Annotated in this window: 16 protein-coding genes, 1 tRNA gene, 1 rRNA gene and 2 pseudogenes; 12 read left to right on the top strand and 8 right to left on the bottom strand. The window is 36.4% G+C overall.

The window, feature by feature from the left end:
- Positions 1-29: 29 nt before the first annotated feature.
- Positions 30-2,795: ribosomal RNA gene (locus LA754_RS00925) — 23S ribosomal RNA — on the bottom strand.
- 335 nt (positions 2,796-3,130) lie between these two features.
- Between LA754_RS00925 and LA754_RS00920 the strand changes: the two genes are divergently transcribed.
- The 3 genes from LA754_RS00920 to guaA all read left to right on the top strand — a co-directional run bounded on the left by LA754_RS00920 (position 3,131) and on the right by guaA (position 8,600).
- On the top strand, positions 3,131-4,207 hold the full coding sequence (locus tag LA754_RS00920) for a methyltransferase domain-containing protein (RefSeq protein WP_006279417.1): 1,077 nt from the start codon (positions 3,131-3,133) through the stop codon (positions 4,205-4,207).
- A gap of 58 nt (positions 4,208-4,265) precedes the next feature.
- A complete protein-coding gene (locus LA754_RS00915) occupies positions 4,266-6,050 on the top strand; it encodes a ribonucleoside-diphosphate reductase subunit alpha (RefSeq protein WP_077190107.1) in 1,785 nt (594 codons plus the stop codon).
- Positions 6,051-7,037: 987 nt separating this feature from the next.
- On the top strand, positions 7,038-8,600 hold the full coding sequence (gene guaA / locus LA754_RS00910; protein ID WP_006279524.1) for a glutamine-hydrolyzing GMP synthase: 1,563 nt from the start codon (positions 7,038-7,040) through the stop codon (positions 8,598-8,600).
- Positions 8,601-8,707: 107 nt separating this feature from the next.
- Here guaA and LA754_RS00905 read toward each other — a convergent pair whose 3' ends face one another.
- The gene (locus LA754_RS00905; protein WP_006279523.1) at positions 8,708-9,421 is read right to left on the bottom strand and encodes a TerC family protein; all 714 of its coding nucleotides are present in this window, start codon (positions 9,419-9,421) and stop codon (positions 8,708-8,710) included.
- A 397-nt stretch (positions 9,422-9,818) separates the two neighbouring features.
- Here LA754_RS00905 and LA754_RS00900 point away from each other — a divergent pair, with 397 nt between their 5' ends.
- The 8 genes and pseudogenes from LA754_RS00900 to LA754_RS00865 all read left to right on the top strand — a co-directional run bounded on the left by LA754_RS00900 (position 9,819) and on the right by LA754_RS00865 (position 19,854).
- Positions 9,819-10,001, top strand: coding sequence for a hypothetical protein (locus LA754_RS00900; RefSeq protein ID WP_006279522.1), 183 nt, complete (start codon positions 9,819-9,821; stop codon positions 9,999-10,001).
- A gap of 185 nt (positions 10,002-10,186) precedes the next feature.
- Complete coding sequence (locus tag LA754_RS00895; protein ID WP_077190105.1) at positions 10,187-11,002, top strand: ankyrin repeat domain-containing protein; 816 nt, start codon at positions 10,187-10,189, stop codon at positions 11,000-11,002.
- 275 nt (positions 11,003-11,277) lie between these two features.
- Positions 11,278-13,773 (top strand): DNA mismatch repair protein MutS, encoded by a 2,496-nt coding sequence (mutS, locus tag LA754_RS00890; protein WP_049973606.1) that lies wholly within the window; start codon positions 11,278-11,280, stop codon positions 13,771-13,773.
- A gap of 945 nt (positions 13,774-14,718) precedes the next feature.
- Complete coding sequence (locus LA754_RS00885) at positions 14,719-14,871, top strand: hypothetical protein (protein WP_338482739.1); 153 nt, start codon at positions 14,719-14,721, stop codon at positions 14,869-14,871.
- A gap of 77 nt (positions 14,872-14,948) precedes the next feature.
- Positions 14,949-16,127, top strand: coding sequence for a ribonuclease D (locus LA754_RS00880; RefSeq protein WP_006279667.1), 1,179 nt, complete (start codon positions 14,949-14,951; stop codon positions 16,125-16,127).
- Positions 16,128-16,438: 311 nt separating this feature from the next.
- Positions 16,439-17,026, top strand: coding sequence for a dephospho-CoA kinase (gene coaE, locus LA754_RS00875; protein ID WP_006280338.1), 588 nt, complete (start codon positions 16,439-16,441; stop codon positions 17,024-17,026).
- 222 nt (positions 17,027-17,248) lie between these two features.
- A pseudogene (locus LA754_RS00870) lies at positions 17,249-18,197 on the top strand (IS5 family transposase).
- Between the two features lie 253 nt (positions 18,198-18,450).
- Complete coding sequence (locus tag LA754_RS00865) at positions 18,451-19,854, top strand: NAD(P)H-dependent flavin oxidoreductase (RefSeq protein WP_077188554.1); 1,404 nt, start codon at positions 18,451-18,453, stop codon at positions 19,852-19,854.
- Between the two features lie 251 nt (positions 19,855-20,105).
- Here the strand turns inward: LA754_RS00865 and LA754_RS00860 are convergent.
- Together LA754_RS00860 and LA754_RS00855 are read right to left on the bottom strand one after the other, a co-directional pair.
- Positions 20,106-20,532: pseudogene (locus LA754_RS00860) on the bottom strand (transposase); the annotation flags it as partial.
- 22 nt (positions 20,533-20,554) lie between these two features.
- Positions 20,555-21,339 (bottom strand): IS5 family transposase gene (locus LA754_RS00855; RefSeq protein WP_457923730.1). Its coding sequence is split into 2 segments (ribosomal slippage): positions 20,555-21,018 and positions 21,018-21,339, totalling 786 coding nucleotides; the frame shifts between segments, so codons are not numbered across the junction.
- Positions 21,340-21,531: 192 nt separating this feature from the next.
- Between LA754_RS00855 and LA754_RS00850 the strand changes: the two genes are divergently transcribed.
- Positions 21,532-22,543 (top strand): IS630 family transposase gene (locus LA754_RS00850; RefSeq protein WP_410530061.1). Its coding sequence is split into 2 segments (ribosomal slippage): positions 21,532-22,011 and positions 22,013-22,543, totalling 1,011 coding nucleotides; the frame shifts between segments, so codons are not numbered across the junction.
- 217 nt (positions 22,544-22,760) lie between these two features.
- Here the strand turns inward: LA754_RS00850 and metK are convergent.
- The 4 genes from metK to rplU form a co-directional block, all read right to left on the bottom strand.
- The gene (gene metK, locus LA754_RS00845; RefSeq protein WP_006279561.1) at positions 22,761-23,933 is read right to left on the bottom strand and encodes a methionine adenosyltransferase; all 1,173 of its coding nucleotides are present in this window, start codon (positions 23,931-23,933) and stop codon (positions 22,761-22,763) included.
- A gap of 57 nt (positions 23,934-23,990) precedes the next feature.
- Positions 23,991-24,067 (bottom strand) — tRNA-Ile (locus LA754_RS00840).
- A 9-nt stretch (positions 24,068-24,076) separates the two neighbouring features.
- On the bottom strand, positions 24,077-24,346 hold the full coding sequence (gene rpmA, locus LA754_RS00835) for a 50S ribosomal protein L27 (RefSeq protein ID WP_006279564.1): 270 nt from the start codon (positions 24,344-24,346) through the stop codon (positions 24,077-24,079).
- A gap of 10 nt (positions 24,347-24,356) precedes the next feature.
- Positions 24,357-24,659: a 50S ribosomal protein L21 gene (gene rplU, locus LA754_RS00830; protein ID WP_006279565.1), complete on the bottom strand. Its 303-nt coding sequence runs from the start codon at positions 24,657-24,659 to the stop codon at positions 24,357-24,359.
- Positions 24,660-24,990: the final 331 nt, after the last annotated feature.

Raw genomic sequence — 24,990 nt, 5'->3', positions numbered from 1 at the left:
ATTTAACACTGCATACACACATATAGAAAGCAAATAAATCAATCAGGCTATTAGTACTAGTTAGCTTCACATGTTACCATGCTTCCACACCTAGCCTATCAACGTGGTAGTCTCCCACGGCCTTAATTGGGAAATCTTTTTGAAGAGGGTTTCTTGCTTATATGCTTTCAGCAATTATCCCATCTATACATAGCCACCCAGCGATGCTATTGGCATAACAGCTGGTACACCAGAGGTATATCCATCTCGGTCCTCTCGTACTAGAGTCAGACCTTCTCAAATTTCCTTCACCCACGGCAGATAGAAACCGAACTGTCTCACGACGTTCTAAACCCAACTCACGTATCACTTTAATCGGCGAACAGCCGAACCCTTGGGACCTTCTTCAGCCCCAGGATGTGATGAGTCGACATCGAGGTGCCAAACGGTGTCGTCGCTATGAACGCTCGAACACCATCAGCCTGTTATCCCCGGCGTACCTTTTATCCGTTGAGCGATGACCCTTCCATACAGAATCACCGGATCACTATGACCGACTTTCGTCTCTGCTTGGCTTGTCAGCCTCGCAGTCAGGCAAGCTTATGCCATTATACTATCAAGCTGATTTCCGACCAGCTCTAGCTTACCTTCGCACGCCTCCGTTACTTTTTAGGAGGCGACCGCCCCAGTCAAACTACCCACCATACAATGTCCTAGCTCCAGATAATGAAACATAGTTAGATATCAAAAGTGTAAAGGGTGGTATCTCAAGGTTGACTCCATTATAGCTAGCGCCATAACTTCAAAGTCTCCCACCTATCCTGCACATCACACTTTTAATAGCAATGTAAAGCTATAGTAAAGGTGCACGGGGTCTCTTCGTCTAACCGCGGGTACCCCGCATCTGCACGGGGAATTCAATTTCGCTGAAGTGATGTTGGAGACAGTGGAGAAATCGTTACGCCATTCGTGCGGGTCGGAACTTACCCGACAAGGAATTTCGCTACCTTAGGACCGTCAGTGTTACGGCCGCCGTTTACTGGGGCTTCAATTCGGAGCTTGCACCCTTCCTATTAACCTTCCAGCACCGGGCAGGCGTCAGACCCTATACTTCCACTTACGTGTTTGCAGAGTCCTGTGTTTTTAGTAAACAGTCGCTACTCCCTATTTTGTGCCACCTACTCATAGTTGCCTAAAAGCAGGTTACCCTTCTTCCGAAGTTACAGGTATAATTTGCCGAGTTCCTTCAACATCATTCTTTCAACACCTTAGTATACTCTACTCATCCACCAGTGTCGGTTTGCGGTACGGCCTCATAAATATAAGTGCTATTTCCTGGAGCTTCTTTTAAGCATAGATCAATCCAATAAGATCTATACAAATACGAAACCCGTCACACTTAAGAGGTTTAGGAATATTAACCTAATTGCCATCGACTACTCCTTTACGGACTCGCCTTAGGAACCGACTAACCCTACGCAGATTAACTTAACGTAGGAACCCTTAGATCTTTGGTGAGAGTGTTTTTCACACTCTTTTACGCTACTTATGTCAGCATTCTCACTTCCGATATCTCCAGCAGTTTTCACAAACCACCTTCACAGACTTACGGAACGCTCCGCTACCGCGCCTATTGATCGAAATCAATAAGCACTCACATCTTCGGTATACAGCTTTAGCCCCGGTACATTTTCGGCGCAGAAAAACTTATTTAGACAAGTGAGCTGTTACGCTTTCTTTAAAGGATGGCTGCTTCCAAGCCAACCTCCTAGCTGTAATGGTTTTTCTACTTCCTTCCCCACTTAGCTGTAATTTTGGGACCTTAGATAGTGATCTGGGTTGTTTCCCTCTTCACCACGGACTTAGCACCCGCAGTGTGCCTGCTGTATAATTAGTTGTTGGTATTCGGAGTTTAGTTAGATTTGGTAAGACGGTGAATCCCCCTAGTCTATCCAGTGCTCTACCCCCAACAACATACATACAACGCTCTACCTAAATAGATTTCGCGGAGAACCAGCTATTTCCAAGTTTGATTGGCCTTTCACCCCTAATCACAACTCATCCAATAATGTTGCAACATTAACTGGTTCGATCCTCCAGTGTGTTTTACCACACCTTCAATCTGGTCATGACTAGATCACTTGGTTTCGGGTCTAATCCATAAAACTAAAACGCCCTATTCAGACTTGCTTTCGCTACGCCTACACCTAACGGCTTAAGCTTGCTTCATAGATTAACTCGCTGACCCATTATGCAAAAGGTACGCTGTCACTCTAAATATCAATAAATTGATATAGAGCTCCAACTGTTTGTAAGCACTTGATTTCAGATTCTATTTCACTCCCCTCCCGGGGTTCTTTTCACCTTTCCCTCACGGTACTTGTTCACTATCGGTCGTTAAGGAGTATTTAGGCTTGGAGGATGGTCCCCCCATATTCAAACAGGATTTCACGTGCCCCGCTCTACTCAAGGATTTAAAAACTTTCTACTTATACAGGACTATCACCTTCTATGGTTACTATTTCCAGAGTATTCTAATTCTTATTCTTAAATCACTAGCCTTTTCCGCTTTCGCTCGTCACTACTAACAGAATCTCGGTTGATTTCTTTTCCTTTGGCTACTTAGATATTTCAGTTCACCAAGTTTGCTTTACATACTTAGTACGTAATAACTAGCTAAACTAGTTGGGTTTCCCCATTCGGAAATCTGCGGATCAAAATTTGTTGACAATTCCCCACAGCTTATCGCAGCCTGCCACGTCCTTCATCGCCTCTTAACGCCAAGGCATCCATCAAGTGCTCTCAATAATTTATTTATCCGACTATATGCAGAATATGCAGAGTTAAATATTATTAAAATTGAATTGAGATTAAATTAATCTCTACCATAAAACTTGTCAAACATCTAAAAACTAAATTAATCTTTTATATGTTATAACCTAATAAATAATATGTCAACGCCTTTTTGCACAAAACATTTACTTATATTATCAACAACAATATACTAGCAATCCTAAACAGTATAATCTGAGAAATATGTGGTAAACTTATATATACAGTAAAAATTAATAAAAAAGATATTTTGTAAGATAAAATGTGTTAAAATCAATTGCCTAAAAATGATAATAAACATTCGGAGTATTTCTAACGTATGAAAAGTAATCTCTCTTTTATAAAAAACGTTGCTTTAAATTGTATGTCTAAGCTCATTGGCGTATTAAATATTAAGAAAGTAAAACACTTCATTGTGAATAAATATAATACTCTTCATAAAGAAATGACAGTGCTTCTTAAAAAATCTAAGAACCTGTTAAACACCAACATTGAAATCGGTTTATATCACTTTTATGAAGGTAGCATATCAGATGCAAAGTTACGATTTTGGTTAATTAGCATATTTTACCCCCATTTACCTATAGTCTGGTATAACATCGGAAGGTGTCATTTTGCGGTAGGGAATACTAACAAAGCTTATAATTATTTAACAAGGGCACTAAAATTAGATAATGACCACGAGGAGGCGTCTTACTATATAAAAAAAATGACAAACTCAGCGCCTATTACAGAATTGCCAAAAAACCTCATAAGACAATATTTTGATTACACAGGTGAATATTTTGTTGAGCATTGGTTGATTGCCAAACAATATAGAGGGCATGAACTTGTACACATGATAATTACAAAAATCTTCAACAACTCCACTTCTGAGCTCAATATACTCGACCTTGGTTGTGGAACTGGAATATGTGGTCATTTCTTGAAAATAAATGGTATTGGAAACCATATAACAGGAATTGACATTTCAAGTAGAATGCTAAATATCGCAAGAGGATGCTTTATAAAAGGTAAGCCTGTTTACAATGAATTAATACATATGGAAATGAAAGAGTTTCTTAAACAAGAGAAAAACCAGCAGTATGATGTAATTATCTTTGCTGAAGTGCTACATTATCTACATGACTTTCAAGAAGAATTGGAATTAGCAAAAAGATCTACGAGCAAAAAAGGGGTTATTGTATGTTTAATAAGAAGAAAGGAAGGTGAAGGTATTGACTTTGTAAATAAAGGAGACTATTTTCGTCACTCAGAAAGTTATGTTCAACATGTTGCAAAAGAAATAAATATGCAAATAAGTTATATGAGTTACTGTAAAATATATGGCAGTCAGGTTGACGGTATCTTGTTTGCATTACAGCATCAACAAGAAAGTCCGAAAAACCTAACTTAAAAATCGCTCAAAATGACTTTTAAGTATCTATATATAATAAAAGAATAAAAGGAACTTTATGAATAACATTACCATTAATTACGCAAAGGACAGCAAATTAACCGACTTTGGAAAAGCAGTTCTATCAGACAGGTATTTAATAGAAAATGAAAGTTATCAAGACCTCTTTGCACGTATTGCTAATTACTATTCTGATAATAAAGAACATGCGCAGCGTCTTTATGACTACATGAGCAACTTGTGGTTCATGCCTTCAACACCAATACTCAGCAATGGTGGCACTAAGAGAGGGTTACCTATCTCTTGCTTTCTTAATGAAACCGAAGACAGCTTGCAGGGAATAGTTGATCTATGGAACGAAAATGTTTGGCTTGCTGCACGTGGAGGAGGCATAGGTAGTTATTGGGGAAATTTACGCTCAATAGGCGAAAGCGTAAAGGGTAGCGGCAAAACATCAGGAATTGTTCCATTTATTGTAGTGCAAAATGCTCTAACGCTTGCAATTAGTCAGGGATCCCTAAGGCGAGGAAGTTCAGCAGTCTACCTTCCTGTATCTCATCCGGAGATAGAAGAGTTTCTAGATTTACGCAAGCCAACAGGCGGTGACCCAAATCGCAAAGCGTTAAATATACATCATGCTGTAATAGTAACAGATAAATTTATGCAGGCTGTTGAGAATGATCAAGAATGGAATTTAATAAGCCCTCACAACAATAAGGTTATTTCAACTGTAAAAGCGCGGGATATATGGATCAAAATATTAACAGCAAGAGTTGAAACTGGAGAACCTTACATTATTTTCCTTGATGCAACAAATAACAATAAGCCAGAATCTTACAAAAAGCTCAACTTAGACATCAAGATGTCAAATCTATGCAGTGAAATAACTTTAACCACAGGTTATGATCACCTGAATAAGTCACGCACTGCTGTGTGTTGTCTATCATCCGTAAACCTTGAGTACTACGAAGAATGGGAAGACAATAAACTCTTCATAGAAGATATAATGCGCTTTCTTGATAATGTATTGGAAGATTTCATAAATAAAGCACCGAATGAAATGCAGCGAGCAAAATATTCTGCAGCCAGAGAACGCAGTATTGGTCTTGGTGTGATGGGCTTTCATTCATTTTTACAAAGCAAAATGGTTCCTTTTGAATCAGTAACAGCACAACAATGGAATAAAAAAATATTTAAGTATTTACGCGAGCAAGCAGATATAGTTTCTAAAAAATTAGCAGAAGAAAAGGGAGCATGTCCTGATGCCAAAGAAGTTGATCTAATGGAAAGGTTTACACACAAACTCGCTATTGCTCCTACTGCCTCGATCTCCATTATTGCAGGTAATACCTCCCCTGGAATAGAACCATACGCAGCAAACGTATTCATACAAAAGACACTTACAGGCTCATTTGTAGTGCGAAATAAATTCTTGCAAAAACTATTAGCAGAAAAAAATCAAGACAATGATAAAATATGGTCTTCAATTTCAACAAACGAGGGTTCCGTTCAGCATTTAGATTTTCTTAGTGAGCATGAAAAATTGACATTTAAAACAGCGTACGAGCTTGACCAAAGATGGATTATAGAACATGCAAGTAATAGAACTTCGTATATTTGTCAATCTCAATCAGTAAATCTGTTCTTACCTGCCAACGTACATAAACGTTACTTGCACAAAATACACATGCTTGCTTGGAAAAAAGGATTGAAGAGCTTATATTACTGCAGATCACAATCAATGCAGAGAGCCGATAAGGTCTCGCATGACATATTCAAAAAAAGTGAAATATTGCAACAAAAAACAGACATTGACTACGATGAATGTCTGTCATGCCAATAGCGGCCTTACTCAGAAAAAGTAGAGAGAAAGTTAAGCAAATGGGTAAATAGACTTCTTGCATAACCATATAACGCACTTTTATTGGGAATAGAAACGAAAAAACTTTCTTGACAAACTCCGCCAGCCCTCTTATCATAAAATTGAGGCTATTTATTTATCTTCTCTGTACAGATTAAATGACAAAAAAACTCACGTATCTGGCGTCTCATGTTTAATTTTTTGCACTATGTGCACCTTATGTCTTTATAAAACTTCTACCTACATAAGCTGAAACGCGCTTATAAAGCGTTTAAAACATAAAAAAACGCCAACTTAAAAAATGGATAGTGAATAACTAGCTACCCTAGGGTTTCTTTTGCCTTTTTTTCTGTTTAGTAAATTTCTTAAACATTTATAGCTAAGGTTAGTTGCATTTAAAAGCAGCTGAGTCGCGGTTATTAAGCGTTTAGAATAAAAAAACGCCATACTTGAAAGTATAATGTAAGTAATTAGCCAACTACGGGGCTTCTTTTGCCTTTTTTTTCATTTGGTAAATTTCTTAAACATTTATGGCTAAACGACAATCGTTATCCCGCTACTTGTTAGCGGGATCTATTGCCAAGATACCGCGAATGAATCGCGGTATGACGGTTCGCGGTGGCATGACGATAAAGTTTATACCTCGTCATCCCGCTGCTTGTTAGCGGGATCTCTTGTTAGCGGCTGAGATACCGCGAATGAATCGCGGTATGACGGTTCGCGGTGGTATGACGGTTCGTGGCAGCATGAAGATAATCCCGCTACTTGTTAGCGGCTGAGATACTGCGGCGGTATGACGTAGATTGCTGTCATTCCGCTACTAGTTAGCGCCGCAGCGGTATGGTGTAGGAAAATTAGCTATATAGCTAACTTGTACCACGCGTTAAAGCTTTTAAACAGGTCTTGGTTTACTTACTCCATTATTTTCTTTATTATCAGATATCATTTTAAATAATATGGAGGAGCAAATTGTCAGCAATTGCCATTATTGATTTTGGTTCACAGTTTACACAGCTTATCGCAAGACAAGTAAGAGGAATGGGTGTTTATTGTGAGATATTTCCAAGCAACATCAGTTTTGAAACAATATCAAAATTCAATGGGTTTATTCTCTCTGGAGGACCACAATCTGTAAATGATGATTGTTCTGAAACAAGTAGAGTAGTACATGAAATTATAAAACTTAATGAGGCAACAAGCGTTCCTATACTTGGAATATGCTATGGACAGCAACTCATTTGTCATTATTTTGGAGCAAAAGTAAAAGAGAGTTTCAAACAGGAGTTTGGTAGAACTAAAATCAAGATACTAAAAGAATCCCCCATTGTAAAGGATACCTGGGATGTTAATTCTGAAGTGGATGTATTAATGAACCATGCGGACAGTGTTGATACTATACCACAGGGATTTACTGTTATCGCATCAGGTGTGATAAATCAAACAATTGCAATGATTGTCAACGAACAGCGGAAGATTTACTGTACTCAGTTCCATCCTGAGGTTAAGCCCACAACAAATGGCAGTAAATTGCTCTCTAACTTCTTGGATATTGCAAATTGCAAAAGAGACTGGACAATGAAGTCGTTTATTGAGGAGCAAAAGGAAAAAATCAAAAATGTAGTAGGAGAGAAAAAAGTAATCGCTGCAGTAAGTGGTGGGGTTGATTCAAGCGTTGCAGCGGCTCTCACACATAAAGCTATAGGAAAACAATTGAACTGTATTTTTATCGATACTGGGTTGTTACGCAAGAACCAAACCATCGCTATGTTGAAAGAGATTCCGATAAATTACGTTGATAAATCAAATTTATTTTTGAGTAGGTTGAAGGGAATAACTGATCCAGAAGAAAAGCGAAAAATTATCGGTAACACTTTTGTTGAAGTGTTTGAAGAAGAAGCAAAAAAAATAGGTGATGTGGATTTTTTGATGCAAGGTACCATCTACTCTGATGTAGTTGAGTCAGGGCATGCCTCAAACAACACTAGTACAATTAAGTCTCACCATAATGTTGGTGGGTTGCCAGAAAAGATGAACCTGAAGCTAGTGGAGCCTTTACGCTACCTCTTTAAAGATGAGGTAAGGCTACTTGGAAAAGAAATTGGGCTTTCAGATGAGATAATATTTCAACATCCATTTCCTGGACCTGGACTTGCAGTGAGGATTATAAGTGAAGTCGATGAAGAAAAGGTGCGAATATTGCAAGAAGTAGATGAAATATATATTAATACGATGAAAAATTACGATCTATATGATAAGATATGGCAAGCTTTTGCTGTATTATTACCAATAAAAACTGTAGGCGTTATGGGAGATGGTCGTACGTATGGATATGTTTGTGCTTTAAGGGCTGTAACATCATCTGATGGTATGACAGCCGATGCATTTCCATTTGAAGATAAGGATCAACACTTGCTAGTATTTTGGGATTTTTTACGCAATGTCGGCAGTATAATTGTTAATAATGTTCCCGGAGTAAATAGAGTTGTTTATGATATCACTTCTAAACCACCCGCAACTATTGAGTGGGAGTAAATCAAAAAGATCCCGCTGCTTGTTAGCTGGATCTAGAGATACCGCGAATGAATCGCGGTATGACAGTTCGCGGCAACATGACGATAACCTCGTCATCCCGCTGCTTGTTAGCGGCTGAGATACCGCGAATGAATCGCGGTATGACGGTTAATTTTCTTTATTTTGCTTATAATTTCCACAAGCAGTGCAAACATAAATGAAGAATACAAATATCCTTTTGGTAATTCTATATGAAATCCATGAAGCATGAGGTACACACCGACAAGTAAAATAAATAAAATGGCGATTATTTTTAACCCTGGGTTAGATTTGATTAACTGGGCGGTATAACTTGATAAAAACAGCATTGCTAGCATGGAAAATGTAAATGCTGTAGCAATTATTACCATGTTATAAGTTAGTGCTATAGCAGTTAATATCGAATCAACCGAAAAAACTAAATCTATTAATATAATTTGTAGCACAACTAAAAAAAATTTTGATTTAACGTTTGCTTTCTTTTTATTTTTCTTACATACAAAGATGTCATCCCGTAACTCCATAGAGCTCTTAACAATAAGGAATAATCCCCCTGCGATCATAAGTAAATCCCTTGCTGATGCAGTGTGAAATATAGGTTTTTGCATTGATAATATAGATGATGTAAAAAATAGTATTACAAAACGCATTAATAGTGCTAATCCAAGGCCCATAAGGCGCACTCTTTCTCTCAGCGCATTTGGTACCTTATCTATTGCTAGAGAAATAAAGATTAAATTGTCTACACTAAGTATAGTTTCAAGTAGTGTAAGTGTCAGTAAAGTCCAAGCATCAGTTAGCATTTTTGTTTCAAATTCGGTTCTTCTTACTCTACAATAGATGTGTAAAAATTAAGTGACTTCACTCAGAAGTTTTATAGCAGTTCTCCAGAAAAACAGGATACATAAAGTTCAGCAGCTTCTTCTATTTTCGTTTTTGAGCAAAATCAATAATAAGAGAGTTTCTTATTTTCATGCACGCAAATAAGATAAAGCCTTATTTTCATTTTTGACTTTATTTGAAAATAATATATACTATAAAAATAGTGTGCTCGGTTGAATGAATGTATATTAAAGGATCACCATCAGGCAAAGTATTCGCTGGTTATCAGGCATTTATACCAAGCCCCTTGCCACAAAAATTTGAATGGGACAATGATTTAGTTAATAGTCTTTAAACCCTTACTTTACTATAAGGAAAGTGGTTGAAAACTTAGGTGTCGTATTTACAACAGCCCAAAGAGCAATCGTAAAGCTTGAAGATTTAGGCATCGTTTCACAAACTTCTCAAGGAAAGAGAGATCGGGTTTATTGTGCAACTGATATTTTGAATATTCTAGAAGAACCAACTAAGATTACAGAGAACTTCGATAGCACATTGTAGCTATTGTGATGAATAAATTCAGCAAACAGCAAGCTTAAAGAGTCTGATCCAATGGACATGCTGAACAAAAAGTAAGGGGCTCCTTTTGGAGGATTATATTAACTTATTAATTAATTGCTTGACTTTTAGCAGGATTTATTATATTATTTATTAATGAGTAATGCAATCAAACCAAGGAGGATAGCATGATAAATAATTTGGATTCAATAATTCTTGGAATAAAAGATGGTGAAAAGGCGATTGAAGATTTAAGGGTTGTTCTTAAAAAAAGAAAAGAAGAAGTTATTACTACACAGACATTTAATTACGCTTTACGATGCCCAAAAACTACAAAGGAAGCGATAGTACACGAAATTCTGCTTCATTTTATACAAAATCCTGGCGAGCAATCACTAGAACAAGTGATACAATGCTTAGATAGAGCAATACAATCTGGGATATATGCAAAAAACAACCCAATAAGAAATCTAGATGAAGAATTTCGTACTCATATAAACTTTAAAGATGAAGAGGGAAATACATTACTACATCATGCAGTTATAGTTAATAAAACTGAAGAAATAACCACCCTTCTTGTTACATATAGTGCAAATCCTTTGATACAAAACGCGGATAATAAAATTCCTTCAGATTTAGCTCAAGGAAAAACAAAAGAAGTGCTTATTAAAAGTATGAAAAAACAAGCTCATACGAAAAAAGAAAGCGCTATGATAGGCAGTTTAGTGCCTGGCGTAATAATTGGTGGTTTTCTTGGTGTTGTACTTGGAGCTGGTGTGTATGTTGCAGTAAGTCTTTCTGGTGGTATGATACTAGGTGTAATGATAGCATCTGTTCTTGTTGCTAGTATAGCTGTTGGACTGGCCATGTATTTTTTGAGTCAAGACTATGAACAGGCTAAAGCGATAGAAAAAACTATTAGCACTGTTAGCTCTGTTAGCTCTGAAATATCTGTTGGTGCTGCAAATGGTAAAAATGATAAAGAAGGGCAACAACTTATATAGAAAAAGCTATAGTATTTTTCAAACTAAATAATAAACCTTGTAATTAGGATATTCTGGATTCCAGCGTCACGTGCTGGAATGACAACTGCGTTTTTTGTTTTTTTGTCATCAAATACTCCTACTCTTTATGTCATCCAAGTGTCCTGACTACTTGGATCCAAGAAATTTAATTGTTTTAAATTTTCCCCTCTATACACCTATTTAAATTTTATATTATCCACATGTACAATATAATCTATAATAACGTTTATCAATACAATATATTAAAAAATATTATGAGCTTCGTAAAAGAAAAAAACACCCCTGTGATGGAGCAGTATTTGAACCTGAAAGCTCAATACAAGGATCATCTGCTATTTTATAGGCTAGGAGATTTTTATGAGTTGTTTTTCGATGATGCTATTAAAGCTGCGAAATTGCTGAATATAGTGCTCACTAAGAGAGGTAATTCGTGTGGGCAAGAAATACCAATGTGTGGAGTACCAGCACACAGTAGTGAATCTTACCTACACAAGCTAATAGATTTAGGATTCAAAGTAGCAATCTGTGACCAATTAGAAACTGCTGATGAAGCAAAAAAGAGGGGCTATAAATCCATAGTAAAACGTGATGTAGTGCGAGTTGTAACTCCAGGTACAATTATAGAAGATTCACTACTGGAGGATAAAAGCAATAATTATCTCGCGTCCATAGTTGAACAAAATGACGAATATGCTATTAGTTGGCTTGAATTATCGACGGGAAAATTTTTTCACACTTTAACGAGTTTGAAAGCTCTAGATAGTGATTTATTGCGTATATCACCAAGAGAATTATTAATTTCTGAAAAATTCACTGAGGATGAAAAAATTAGATCGGTTTTAAAAAATTATAAAATATCAATTACGCAACACGCACAGAGCTTTTTTGAGTATAGTAAATCTCACAGAACGTTATGCGAGTTTTATAAAATCAGGGAACTTGGGAGTATAGGAAATTTCAGCAAAGTAGAAATCATGGCGTGTGGTGCACTGCTTGAATATGTCAGAGTAACGCAAAGGGGCTCCATTCCAAGGCTTGAATTCCCAAAAACCTATAAGCAACAAAATTTCATGCTTATTGATGCTTCAGCAAGGAGAAATCTTGAGTCGTTTTCAACTCAATTTGGTGAAAAGAAAGGTTCACTAATTTCAGTTATTGATCATACAGTTACAGCTTCTGGTGGACGCCTGCTCAAACAAATGCTCGCTTCACCCCTTGCTTGTTCTAAGGCGATTAACCTAAGGCTCAGTACCGCTCAATTTTTTGTAAATAATCATGATTCACGCAAAAAAATACGAGAGATATTATCTAACATTCCGGATATTGAAAGGTCTTTATCGCGCTTAATACTAGGGCGTGGTTCACCAAAGGATATGAACCTATTAAAAATAGGCCTAGGAAAAACTTTAGAGTTGTCTGAGTTCTTATGTAAAATTGAATCAGGTGAAAATGGATCTCTCCCACAACAATATGTCATCCAAACTGAGATCCAGCCAGCGTCACGCGCTGGAATAACAGTAAAATCAGACGAGAGTGAACTAAGCACAATACATAAAAGCCTTGGCAATCATAAAGACCTATTTGAACTGTTAAATAGTGCTATACTCGATAATAACCTCAGTTCCGTGAAAGAAGGAGGATTTATTCACTCAAAATGCAACTCAGAATTATCTGAGTTATCCTACATATTAAATAATAGTAATAAACTAATAACCAAACTCCGTGAATCTTATCGCGACCTAACTGGCATTGCCGCACTCAAAATATTACACAACAACATACTTGGTTATTACGTTGAAGTGTCGGCAAATCACAAAATAACTTCGGATATATTTATTCATAGGCAAAGCTTAGCAAATAGCATGCGCTACACTACTAATGAATTGAAAGAACTAGAAAATAAAATTCTTACGGCACGTGATGCTGCAATCGGCTTAGAAATGAAAATTTTTAGTGAACTGTGTAGTGAAGTTGCTAAAGAGTCTGAAAAAATTGCTCTTGCTGCAAATGCTTTGGCAAAACTTGATATTAGAACCGCATTTGCAGAGCTTGCAGTGCAAAATAATTACGTAAAACCCATTATTGATGACAGCAAAGAGTTCAATATCTGTAGCGGAAGACATCCAGTGGTTGAAGTTAACGATAAATTCATTGCAAATAGCATCAATTTAGCTGGTATACATCTAATTACTGGTCCTAATATGGCTGGAAAAAGCACTTTCTTGAGGCAAAACGCTCTCATTGCAATTTTAGCTCACATGGGGTCATTTGTGCCAGCAGAGAGTGCACATATTGGAGTGATTGACAAGATATTCAGCAGGGTTGGCGCAACGGATAATATAACAGCTGGTTATTCTACCTTCATGGTAGAGATGATCGAAACAGCAACGATAGTAAATCAGGCAACGGACCGTTCCTTGGTGATACTTGATGAAATTGGTAGGGGCACAGGGGTGTATGATGGATTATCTATTGCACAGGCGGTGATTGAACATATTCACAATGTAAATAAGTGCCGCGCCATTTTTGCAACTCATTATCATGAATTAACTAAAGTAAGCAAATACTTGAAGAACGTGAAATGTTTTTGTGTAAAAATAAGAGAGTGGAACGGAGAGGTTATTTTTCTACATGAAGTCATTGAAGGCATTGCAGATGAGTCATATGGAATACATGTAGCAAAACTTGCTGGTTTTCCTGATTCTGTTTTAAATAGAGCAAGTGAAGTGTTTGAGGAGCTGAAGGCTTGAATCATTATTATGAGTGAAGAATTACCTATACAATCGTGGTAGTAGCTATAGAAACGAAAAACTTACTTGACACCCTTCGCCAGCCCCCTTATCATGAAACTGAAGCTATTGTATTTGCTTTCGCCAATCTGCAGATTAAAAGGTAAGGATTACTTAATGTATCGGCGTCTTATGTTCAATTTTTTGCAGTATATAGATACTGTATGTCTTTACAAAACTTCATCTACGTCTAGATTTTTATCTAAATAAGCTGAACGCGCTTATAAAGCGTTACAAGACATCAAAAAATGCCAATACTCGACAGAGATAGTAAAAGACTAGCTAACTCGGGGATTCTTTGTCTTTTTTTCTGCTTAGTAAATTTCTTAAACATTTGCAGCGTAAGTTAGTTGCAATTAAAAGCAGCTTAATCTTGCTTGTCAAGCGTTTAAAACATAAAAAACGCCAATATTTTAAAGCGGATAATAACCCCAGGGCTTCTTTTGCCTTTTTTTTTATTCGGTAAATTTCTTAATATTTATAGCTAAACGACAATCGTCATCCCGCAGCGGGATCTAGAGATACCGCGGCGTTATGACAGTTCGCGGCGGTATGACGTAGAGTGCTGTCATTCCAGTGCTTGGCACTGGAATGGCTTTGTTGCATCGCTACTTATGAAAGGCTAACTATAGTTAGGATTATAAGCAACCTATTGAAAATATTGTTTTTTTGCAATCAATCTGATCAAATTTAAGAATAGTAATTTGTTATTTATATTAATAAATTTAATTCTATTGAAAATAGCTAAGGCATTGAAATTCTTGAATTTTAGCCGGATTGGTAAATGGTAGTGAAATTTCTTTTACTCAAATTTAGGTATTCATTGACCGTTCTTGTTATAAATACCAGAATAATAAGCTACTGATATTCCCTATCTTTTTTATCTTTAATCCATCATAGCTAGCGATGCAACAAAGCCCACTGGAATCCAGCCTTTATTATGCAGCCACTTGGTTGAAATTAAGTCTTCTAGATCCCAGTGTCAGCTACTTGGATGACAGGAGAAGGAAGCACTGGGATTGGGATGGAAAAGGCTATTTGTGTGATGCCAATGAGTGATAGAAAGTTCTGCAAGAAGTCATTAATTGCAAAAATTTAATATAAGTGGTAAAGTAGAACCACTGAATAAAAAACATATGTTAATTAATACAACGTCGGAGCTGGAGGACATATGTGAGGGGTTGATAGCAAAAAAGCCAAAATTTATAGCAGTTGACACGGAGTTCATTAGAAATAATTTAATCTACTACCCAAAATTATCGTTAATTCAAATTTCTTACGGAGAGAAGAGTTTTATTGTAGACGCATTAGTGCCAGAAATTGATTTATCATTCATTAAGAAAATAATGCTAAATCAGGGGATAACCAAAGTGTTTCATAGCTGCCGGCAGGATATAGAATCCTTACTCACTGTGTTTAAATGTATTCCCACTCCCATTTTTGATACCCAAGTTGCTGCTATGTTTTGTCATTATTATCATGACTTTATTGGTTACTCAAAAGTAGTGGAGCAATATCAAGGAATAGCACTGGATAAAATTAAAGCTAAAAATTCAGATTGGTTAAGGCGTCCGTTGTCCGAAGATCAGTTAGATTATGCAGTAAACGACGTGGTACACCTATATGACCTATACCAAATATTGTGCAATAAACTTGAAGAAAATAATAGGATGGGTTGGTTTCAAGAAGAGATGGAATCAATAGTTGATATAAATAAGTATTTACATAGCCCAAAAGATGCATGGAAGAGGATTAAATTTAATTATGAAGTAAATCCAAGATTGATACTAACTGTTAAAGCAGTTAGTGAGTGGCAAGAAACCTTAGCACAGCGCTATAATATGAACCGTAATAAAATAATCAATAATGCTGTAATAGCTGATTTTATTGAAAAAAATGTAGAGCATGTTGATGAGATTTTAGATGATCTCAAGAGGAATACAAAAAATATAAAAGATGCGGATTTACTAGAGTTTGTGAATATTTTTAATGAAAATGAGAGAAATTGGATGCAGCAAAACAACACCTTATCGAGTAATTATGATAAATCTGTACTTGATATACTCTCAATTATTTTAGATAGTAAATGTAAAGAAAGTAACATATCAAGGAAATTAGTTTCTTCAAAAGATGAGTTAACCGGGTCAATATCTGGACAGACAGATAAATTATTCAAGGGGTGGAGATATGATTTTTTTGGCAGGTCAGTTGAATCATTTTTGAACACAAGCTCAAAATTTGAGATTTCAGCAGTGAAATCCGCAAATAATATAACCAAAATTCAGAGTAATTTAGTGGAGAATAACTGTTGCTAAAGTAACTTAGATTTATCGACAATCGTCATCCCGCTACGTGTTAGCGGCTAAGAGATACCGCGGCGGTATGACGGTTAAGTAGGGTGTCATCCCAGTGCCTTGACTACTTCGATCCAGGAAAATTGATTGTAAACGAGCAAACATTTTCGATAAAATTACCAAAAAGCTAGATCCCAGACTGGGATGACACCACCTACAAATTGCAATGTTCGTATAGTTATGTGCTTGACACTGGGATCTAGAAAATCTAGTTAATATATATAGAGAAACCTTAGCTATAGTTTCAAAAGAAGTCGAATGTATTTTGTTATATGATTATAAGTCTAACAGGCGGAATTGGGGTAGGAAAGAGCTTTGTAGCTAATTGCTTTCAAGAGTTTGGTGCTGTTGTATTTGATGCTGATTCTGTTGTACACCAACTTTATAAAGTGGATAAAAGCATAATAAGTTATGCAGAGAAAAATTTTCCTGGAGTGGTAGTAAATGGTGAAATAGATAGAACAGTACTGTCTAAATATTTCTTAGCCTACGATGAAAATTGGAAACAATTTCAATCTTTGGTTCACTCTGCTGTGCTGCGTGAATTAGAATTTTTTATTGCCAAGGAAAAAAAGATCGATAGAAAACTTTTAGTCTTAGATGTGCCACTTCTATTAGAAACAAAATTTTATTTATATTGCGACCTTATTGTTTTTGTTCATGCAGATAGCGTTGTGCAAGCTCAAAGACTTAACGAACGCAACATAGATAAAGAAAAGCTTAATCTAATCTCCGATGTTCAGTTATCTATTGAGGAGAAAAGGAAGATGAGTGACTTTATTATCGATACCAGTGTAAGCAAAGAGTATGTTTTTTCTCAAGTAAAAGATATAGTGGATTCATTAAACCTAAACACGTAGCTCTACGTCATACCGCCGCGGTATCTCTAGATCCCGCTAACAAGCAGCGGGATGACGGTTGTCAGGATCCCAGCAGCCTCCCTCCCCTGCCATCCAAGTAGCCCCCTATGGTGTCATCCCAGTGCTTGACACTGGGATGGCTTTGTTGCATAGCAACTGAAAAATCTGGTGGCTACTGACAAAATTCATTATAAATAGCGATTTAACTGTTGAAGAAAAAATATGCCACAAAAAATGAGGGTCAGTAACCATAGCGAATATAACAAATTTCTAGAAAAAAGAGGAAATATTTTTCATTATATCAACGAAGCCATAGAAAAGTGGTACGAGAATGGTCCAAAAATACCAGGTGGCAACAATATTTATAGCGATAAAGTTGTAATTTTGGTGCACATAATAACTTGTTTATTTAGAATAGGCCTGAGGCAAACAGTTGGGTTTATAGCAGGATACCTTGAGCAAATTGGGAAAAATTTGCAAGTTATCAGCTATTCACAATCATCAAGAAGGTTTAAGAAACCCAATATTAAGATCAATGATTGCAGAAAATAATATGGAAGATATCGAAATTGCTATAGACAGTACAGGAATTAGTATATACAACAACACTCCTGGTCATAGCAAAGAAAATAGCGAAGATAGAAAGTATCGCAGCTATGAACAGACAAGAAAATTGCATGTAATGTTGAATACAAACAGCAAAAAAGCCATAGCTGTAAAATACAGTAACGGTGTCTACTCTGATCACTATGGAGCTTGTGATTTGCTAAAAGAAGTCGATTTTCAGTATGTCATAAAAGTACTATATGCAGATAGGGCATATGACAGAGAAAAGCTCTATAAGCTGTGTAATCAATATGGTATAAAAACGAAAATTCCTCCGAAAAACAACGCAGCAGAGCATCCAAAATTGGATTATATGCTTGATAGAAATGCCGCTATTCAGTTAATGAAATTACATGGTGAGAATGGTATAAAAAGATGGAAAGAAGAAGTAAATTACGGAAAAAGATCGTATATTGAAGGATTTTTCTCAAGGTTGAAGCGAATATTTGGGTTTAGTTTTAGGAGCAAATCTGAAATTAATCGTGAGAAGGAACTGCTACTCAAGTGTTATTTGCTTAACAAATTTACTGAAATAGGCATGGCTAAGTTTGAGATAGCTTCATGAATTTATTGTACGTTACCTACTATCCGAAGAGCGATGCAACAAAGCCCACTGGGATCCAGAAGACTTAATTTCAACCAAATAATAAAGGCTGGATCCCAGTGCTTGGCACTGGAATGACACCCTTCCGATGGGAACTGCTTTCAAACTACAACAGCATGAGTAGCTACAGAAGCTTTAATGATACAAGAAAAAATAAACAGCTATCATTTTTTTAGTAATTAAGTAAAATAGAGTGAAAGATTGCGAGGAAGTTTTGAAAAATAAGATAAAAAAGATAGTAATTTCAGGAAAGGAAGTGTGGCCAATCATCGAGGGCGGCAAAGGCATTGCAGTTAGTGATGGAAGATCAAGCGGAGCATTTGCTGCAGCAGATGCTGTGGGTACATTTTCTGGTGCAAATGCTAAGCTTATTGATGATAATGGCGAGTTAGTGCCACTAATTTATAAAGGCAAAACAAGAAATGAAAAGCATAGTGAATTGATTGAGTATAGTATTGAAGCTGGAATTAGTCAGGCAAGAATAGCAAATGAAATATCAAAAGGTCATGGAAGAATACACATGAATGTACTTTGGGAGATGGGAGCAGCAGAACGCGTGCTTCATGGCATATTAGAAGGAGCGAAAGGTTTGATTCATGGTATTACCTGCGGTGCTGGTATGCCTTATAGGCTTGGAGAAATTGCAGCTAAATATCAGGTTTATTATTACCCTATTATCTCATCGGTGCGTGCTTTTAAAGCATTATGGAAGCGTGCTTACCAAAGAATATCTTCCTATTTGCTTGGTGGAGTAGTGTATGAAGATCCATGGCTTGCTGGAGGGCACAATGGACTGAGTAACAGTGAAGACCCAGAGCTACCACAGGCTCCATTTGAAAGAGTTGCAGAGCTTAGATCTTTCATGAACGAGATCGGTCTTTCAGAAACACCAATTGTTATAGCAGGAGGAGTGTGGCATTTGAAAGATTGGGAACATTGGTTTGACAATCTGCAAATTGGACCAATAGCTTTTCAGTTTGGCACTCGTCCACTTTTGACGAAAGAAAGCCCAATTTCTGCAGAGTGGAAAAAGAAGCTACTCACTTTAGAAGAAGGTGATGTATTTTTAAATAAATTCAGTCCAACAGGGTTTTACTCATCTGCAGTAAAAAATAACTTCATACGTGAGTTGCAGGAACGGAATTCACGTCAAATAAAGTTTTCAGAAAATGCTAGCGAAGAATTTAATAATGAATTTGCAATGGGTAGCAGAGGTAGAAAGATCTACCTTACTGCAAAAGACAAAGAACTGGCAAATACATGGACTAAAGCAGGGTATACAGAAGCAATGAAAACTCCAGATACAACTGTTATTTTTGTGACGCCAGGCAGGTTTGCAGAGATAAGACAAGATCAAATCAATTGTATGGGATGCTTAAGTCATTGTTTGTTTAGCAATTGGAAAGATCATGGTGACCATTCAACAGGACGAAAGCCAGATCCGCGTAGTTTTTGCATACAAAAAACACTGCAAAACGTTATACACGATGGTGATATTGAGAACGAACTCATGTTTTCCGGGCACAATGTGTACAAATTTAAGCAAGATCCATTTTATGAGAATGGCTACGTACCGGCAGTAAAAGAACTGGTGGAAAGGATATTGACTGGGTATTGAGTCAGCAGTGGCCTGAAAAGTCCATTTTTCACTTTATAAAATGTTTATATTTTACTACCTACTTTATTTGAATAAGTTCTTCTGCCACACTTGAACGAATATCAAAAAAGATTGAATATTTGTATAGAATAGTGTATAATTATTAATCTTTTCTCAGTATTTTTACTATGGCTTTATCTAAGTTTCTCGACCCTAAGCTGGATTTAACTGACCTTACCCAGAAAAAGTGGAGAGAAAGTGTGGAATGTTTTTTACAAAAAGAATGATGCATCAAATTGTTCTGGAATGCAATAGTTAATAGTGACGTTGTTTGTTATAAAAAATTTCTATGTATTCAAATATTGCAGTTCTAGTTTGTTGAGCAGAGTGTTGTGAAGTATCAATAAGTATTCCTCTTTTCAATGAGCTAAAGAAGCTTTCTGCAACAGAATTGTCGTAACAACAGCCTTTATTACTCATCTATATTCTTTACAGCTAAGAGATATTGATACCCTTGCGCAGTATATTGTGAACCTTGGTCACTGTGCAGCAGTAGATTTTTAACAGGTTTACGCCTATTAATGGCCATTAATAAAGAGTTCATAACCAATTGTTTATTTATTGCACTACTCATTAACTACCATACGTGAGAATTATTGCTGCCAAATATAGCCATCCCTCCTTGGTTTTGATGTAAGAGGTTGTCCGGAAACAAGTAAATTCAAGCATATTCCCTCTTTAACATAACCCTACTCATAGCTAGGTATATGAAATTCTCAGTGGATGTTGTGAGTAAATCATACTCCTTCGATAGCCTTCTATTCCTATTAACCCAAGCAAAAGTCCTTTCTACAACCCATCTTCTTGGCTGTACCTTAAACCCTTGTTCTCTTGTTGGTAGTAGCTCAGGTGGCGTATCTTTGTGCACCCAAAATCTACATGGAGGCCTTGTAACAATTTCAATATCTATGTCATATTCTTCCTTTATGTGATTCTTTAAATTTCTTCCTTGGTATCCCATGTCAGCCCACATTTTTTTAACTTTAGTATATTTTGTTCTCATATTGTTTAATGCTATTTTAATACCATCTCTATCATTTTCCTTAGCAGCGCCTACGTAACAACCTAGTATAAAACCCTGAGTGTCTGTAATTATATGCCTTTTTCTACCCTTTACTTTTTTACTTCCATCATAGCCTTTGATCCCCCCTTTTCTGTAGTCTTTACAGATTGACTATCTACTATACAGGCACTTGGCTGCTCATTCCTTCCTATTTTTCTTCTACTATATTTTGTAATTTCATAATTCATTTTCTCAAAAATTCCCTGCTTCTTCCATTGCCTGAACTGCTCATACACAGTCTTCCATAGCGGAAAATCATTTGGTAAATACCGCCATTGACACCCTGTACGCAATACATAGAAAATTGCTTCTAATATTTCTCTTTTGCTATACTTTGGCGGCCTTCCTCCTTTCTTGTATGATACTCTGAAGTGTTTTTCTATTCTTGCCTATTCCCTTTCGCTTAGATCTGTTGGATACTTTTTTCTCATCTTTACCCCGTACTAAAATTTCAGATATTATAGCCTTTTACTTGTTTCCGGACAACCTCTAATACCAATTCCCATTACAGGGCAAACAGATGGACAATGATGGAAGAAAAGCCATACTGAAGTAAGTAAAATAGCGAGGTTTAAATGGCATTAAGATCAAAATTATTGGATGAAAAAGTAGTAGAATCAGCAAAAGAAATGCTGAAGAAAGTAAGGAATAATGCATATGTTTCAAAAAAACTAAATGCTGTAATTGCAGCAAAAAAGTACAGTATAACGGCTGTAGCAAAAATATATTGCATTTCAAGAAGCGCACTAACTTCGTGGGTAAAACTCTTGAAAATTGGCAGAGAAGAAAAACTGTTTGCTCCTTCACAACGTCGTAGAAAAACTAAATTAAATCAGGCTCAACTACAGCAAATTGAAGAGTGGATAGAAGAAAATCCTAATATCACCATTAAAGAAATGAGAATAAGAATCCAGGAAAAGTTCGGATTAAATATCAGCAAATCTACAGTACACCGCCATATGCAAAAGATGAAATTCTCATATATTACACCAAGACCAGTTCATAATGGACAAGATAAAAGCAAACAAGAGGAATTCAAAAAAAAATCTCAATTGAGCTATTAGCAAGTATCCAGAAAAAGAGCTATTTTTCTTTGATGAATCACGGTTTGGCACACATTCAAAAGTTGGACATGGGTGGTTTAAAAAGGGGATTAGAACACAGGTTAAAACAAAATTAGGTAGGCAAAATTTCTATCTCTATAGTGCAGTTAATCCTAGAAATGGAGAGAGTTCTAGCTTATTTGCACCAAATGTCAACACTGATTGCATGAACATATTTCTTGAGCAAATTTCGCAATATCTAGAAACACGAGAGGCTTTTCTCGTTATGGACTGTGCTAGTTGGCATAGGTCAAAAAATTTAAAGGTACCTAAAAATATCGACATTATATACCTACCTCCATACTCACCTGAGCTAAATCCTGTTGAGAGGCTTTGGTTATATATAAAACAGAACATTTTGCGCAATAAAATATACGATACAATTGCTCTACTTGAGGGTGCTTTGTGCAAATTTATTACTTCTCTTGCCAGCTCCACAATTAAACAACTCTGCAATGTTTCCTATTTGACTGGACAACAATGAGAATTGGTATCAGATATTATAGCCTTTTACTTGTTTCCGGACAACCTCTTACAATTACGTTGTACAGTTCTCCTTCTATTTCGTTATACACTTTATAAGCCTCACAATAAAAATTGAATATAAAAATTATTACTAATGCGGTATAATTATTATGAAAAAGCGTGCTATGCTTTAACAATAAGCTAGTATATAAATATGGGGCTGTAAATCAAAAATTTTAGCAATCTAAAGAAATTTTACTATTACCTTCTATATTGAATTCTCTACGAAGATCAGCAGACAAGTTTATGCTTTCCCAAGAAAATCCACCGTCACTTTCTGACTCTTTACCAAAATGTCCATAACAGGCTGTACGTTTATATATAGGGCAATTAAGCGATAAATGCTTGATTATGCCTTTTGTTGATAAATCTATATTATTCTCGATAAACTTTTTAATTACTCTTTCCTCTACCTTATTCGCACCAAATGTATCAATATAGAATGAAGTAGGTTTTGATACACCAATTGCATAAGAAAGTTGCACAAGACAACGTTCAGCCAAACCTGCAAAGACAATATTTTTAGCAAGATATCTTGCCATATAAGCCGCAGATCTATCAACTTTGGTTGCATCTTTTCCGGAAAACGCTCCTCCACCGTGTGGAATATAACCTCCATAAGTATCAACCATAATTTTTCGTCCGGTTAATCCACAATCACTAACCGGTCCACCAATAACAAATCTACCAGTTGGATTGACTAAGAGATTTTCCTCAGAACACATCCATCCTTCAGGTAAAGATGAAACTATGTAAGGGTAAATTATTTCTTTTACTTTTGATTGATCCAAATCCTCAGGGTGCTGTATTGAGACAATAATACTTTCAGCACGTACCGGGAGGTTATTCTCATATGCCAAAGTGATTTGTGACTTTGCATCTGGACCAAGTTTTGCTTCTTTAACTGCGCTCATGATATTTTTCAGAATCGAGTGTGCATAAAAAATGGGTGCCGGCATAAGGTTTTCTGTCTCTGTTGTTGCATAGCCATACATTATGCCCTGATCTCCAGCACCTTGATCCAACCCTATTGCAATGTCATTTGATTGCTCATGCAGCAATATATTTACTTTCACTTTTCTCCAGTGGAACCCATCGTGCTTGTAACCAATATCTTTTATTGTATTCCGTACAATACTTTCAATCCTGCTATTTTTGATGTTAGGCCCAAACACTTCCCCAGCTATAATAACGTTATCTTTGGTGACTAAAGTCTCTATTGCAGCTCGCGCAAAAGGATCAGTAAAAAGGTACTCATCAAGTATTGCATCTGAAATTTGATCTGCTACTTTATCTGGATGACCAGCCGCCACTGATTCACTGGTTACTAAATTTTTATATAAACTCATGTTTTTGCTTATACAATATCAAAACCGCTATAGAAAACACAGTTAGTAACTACTAAATGGTGGGTCTGGGAAGAGTTGAACCTCCGACCTCACGCTTATCAGGCGTGCGCTCTAACCACCTGAGCTACAGACCCATGATTTATTCAAGCTGAAGCTTTCATATTATCTGTAGGCACGATATCAATAAAAGTCTTTTTATTTGCTGATCTTCTAAAGCTGACCCAGCCTTCTATTTTAGCAAAAATCGTATGATCTTTACCTATACCAACATTCTTCCCAGGATGGAATTTTGTGCCTCTTTGGCGCACAATTATGTTACCAGGAATAACCTTCCCATTCTTCTTTATTCCTAACCTACGACCCGCTGAATCTCTACCATTACAGGAACTACCACCTGATTTTTTAGTTGCCATATCTTACCTCTTACTTTTGAAGACTAATTTCATTTATACGAAGAACAGTTATATACTGCCTATGACCAGTTTTCCTACGGTAATTTTTTCTTCTTTTCTTCTTAAAGATTATAATTTTTTCCCCCCTGCACTGCTCCAACACTTCAGCTTTAACAGTAGCATTAGATGAATAAGATAAGCCATTATTTGAAATACAAATCACCTTATTGATTTCCACCTCTTTTTTTTCTTCAGCTTCTAACTTCTCTACCTTTATTATACTACCTTCTTTTACTAAATATTGCTTTCCACCAGTCTCAATTACTGCAAACATGATAAATATAAATTATTGTTATTAACTTTAATCGTAAACGATGTCATATACGCTGTCAATATAAATAAAAAGCATGACTTAACGTTCTTTTTGAGCTACTAAAATACTTCTATCTGTTTTCATCTTTTATCTACCTTTTCTCAGACAGTAGACTTCTTGCATAACCTAAGCAGAAAAAAGGCAAATAGTTATTATAGCTCTAAGTTTACCGACACCGTCATGCAAGTAGCCCCTTCTCCTGTCATCCGAGTAGCTTGACACTGGTTCCTTTATGACGATGTCATCCAAGTGTCAGCTACTCGGATGACAAAAAAAGGAGCACTAGGATGAC

This window comes from Wolbachia endosymbiont of Muscidifurax uniraptor, assembly GCF_054149795.1.
Note: the sequence above shows the minus strand (reverse complement) of the source record. Positions and strands in the feature narration are given on the sequence as shown.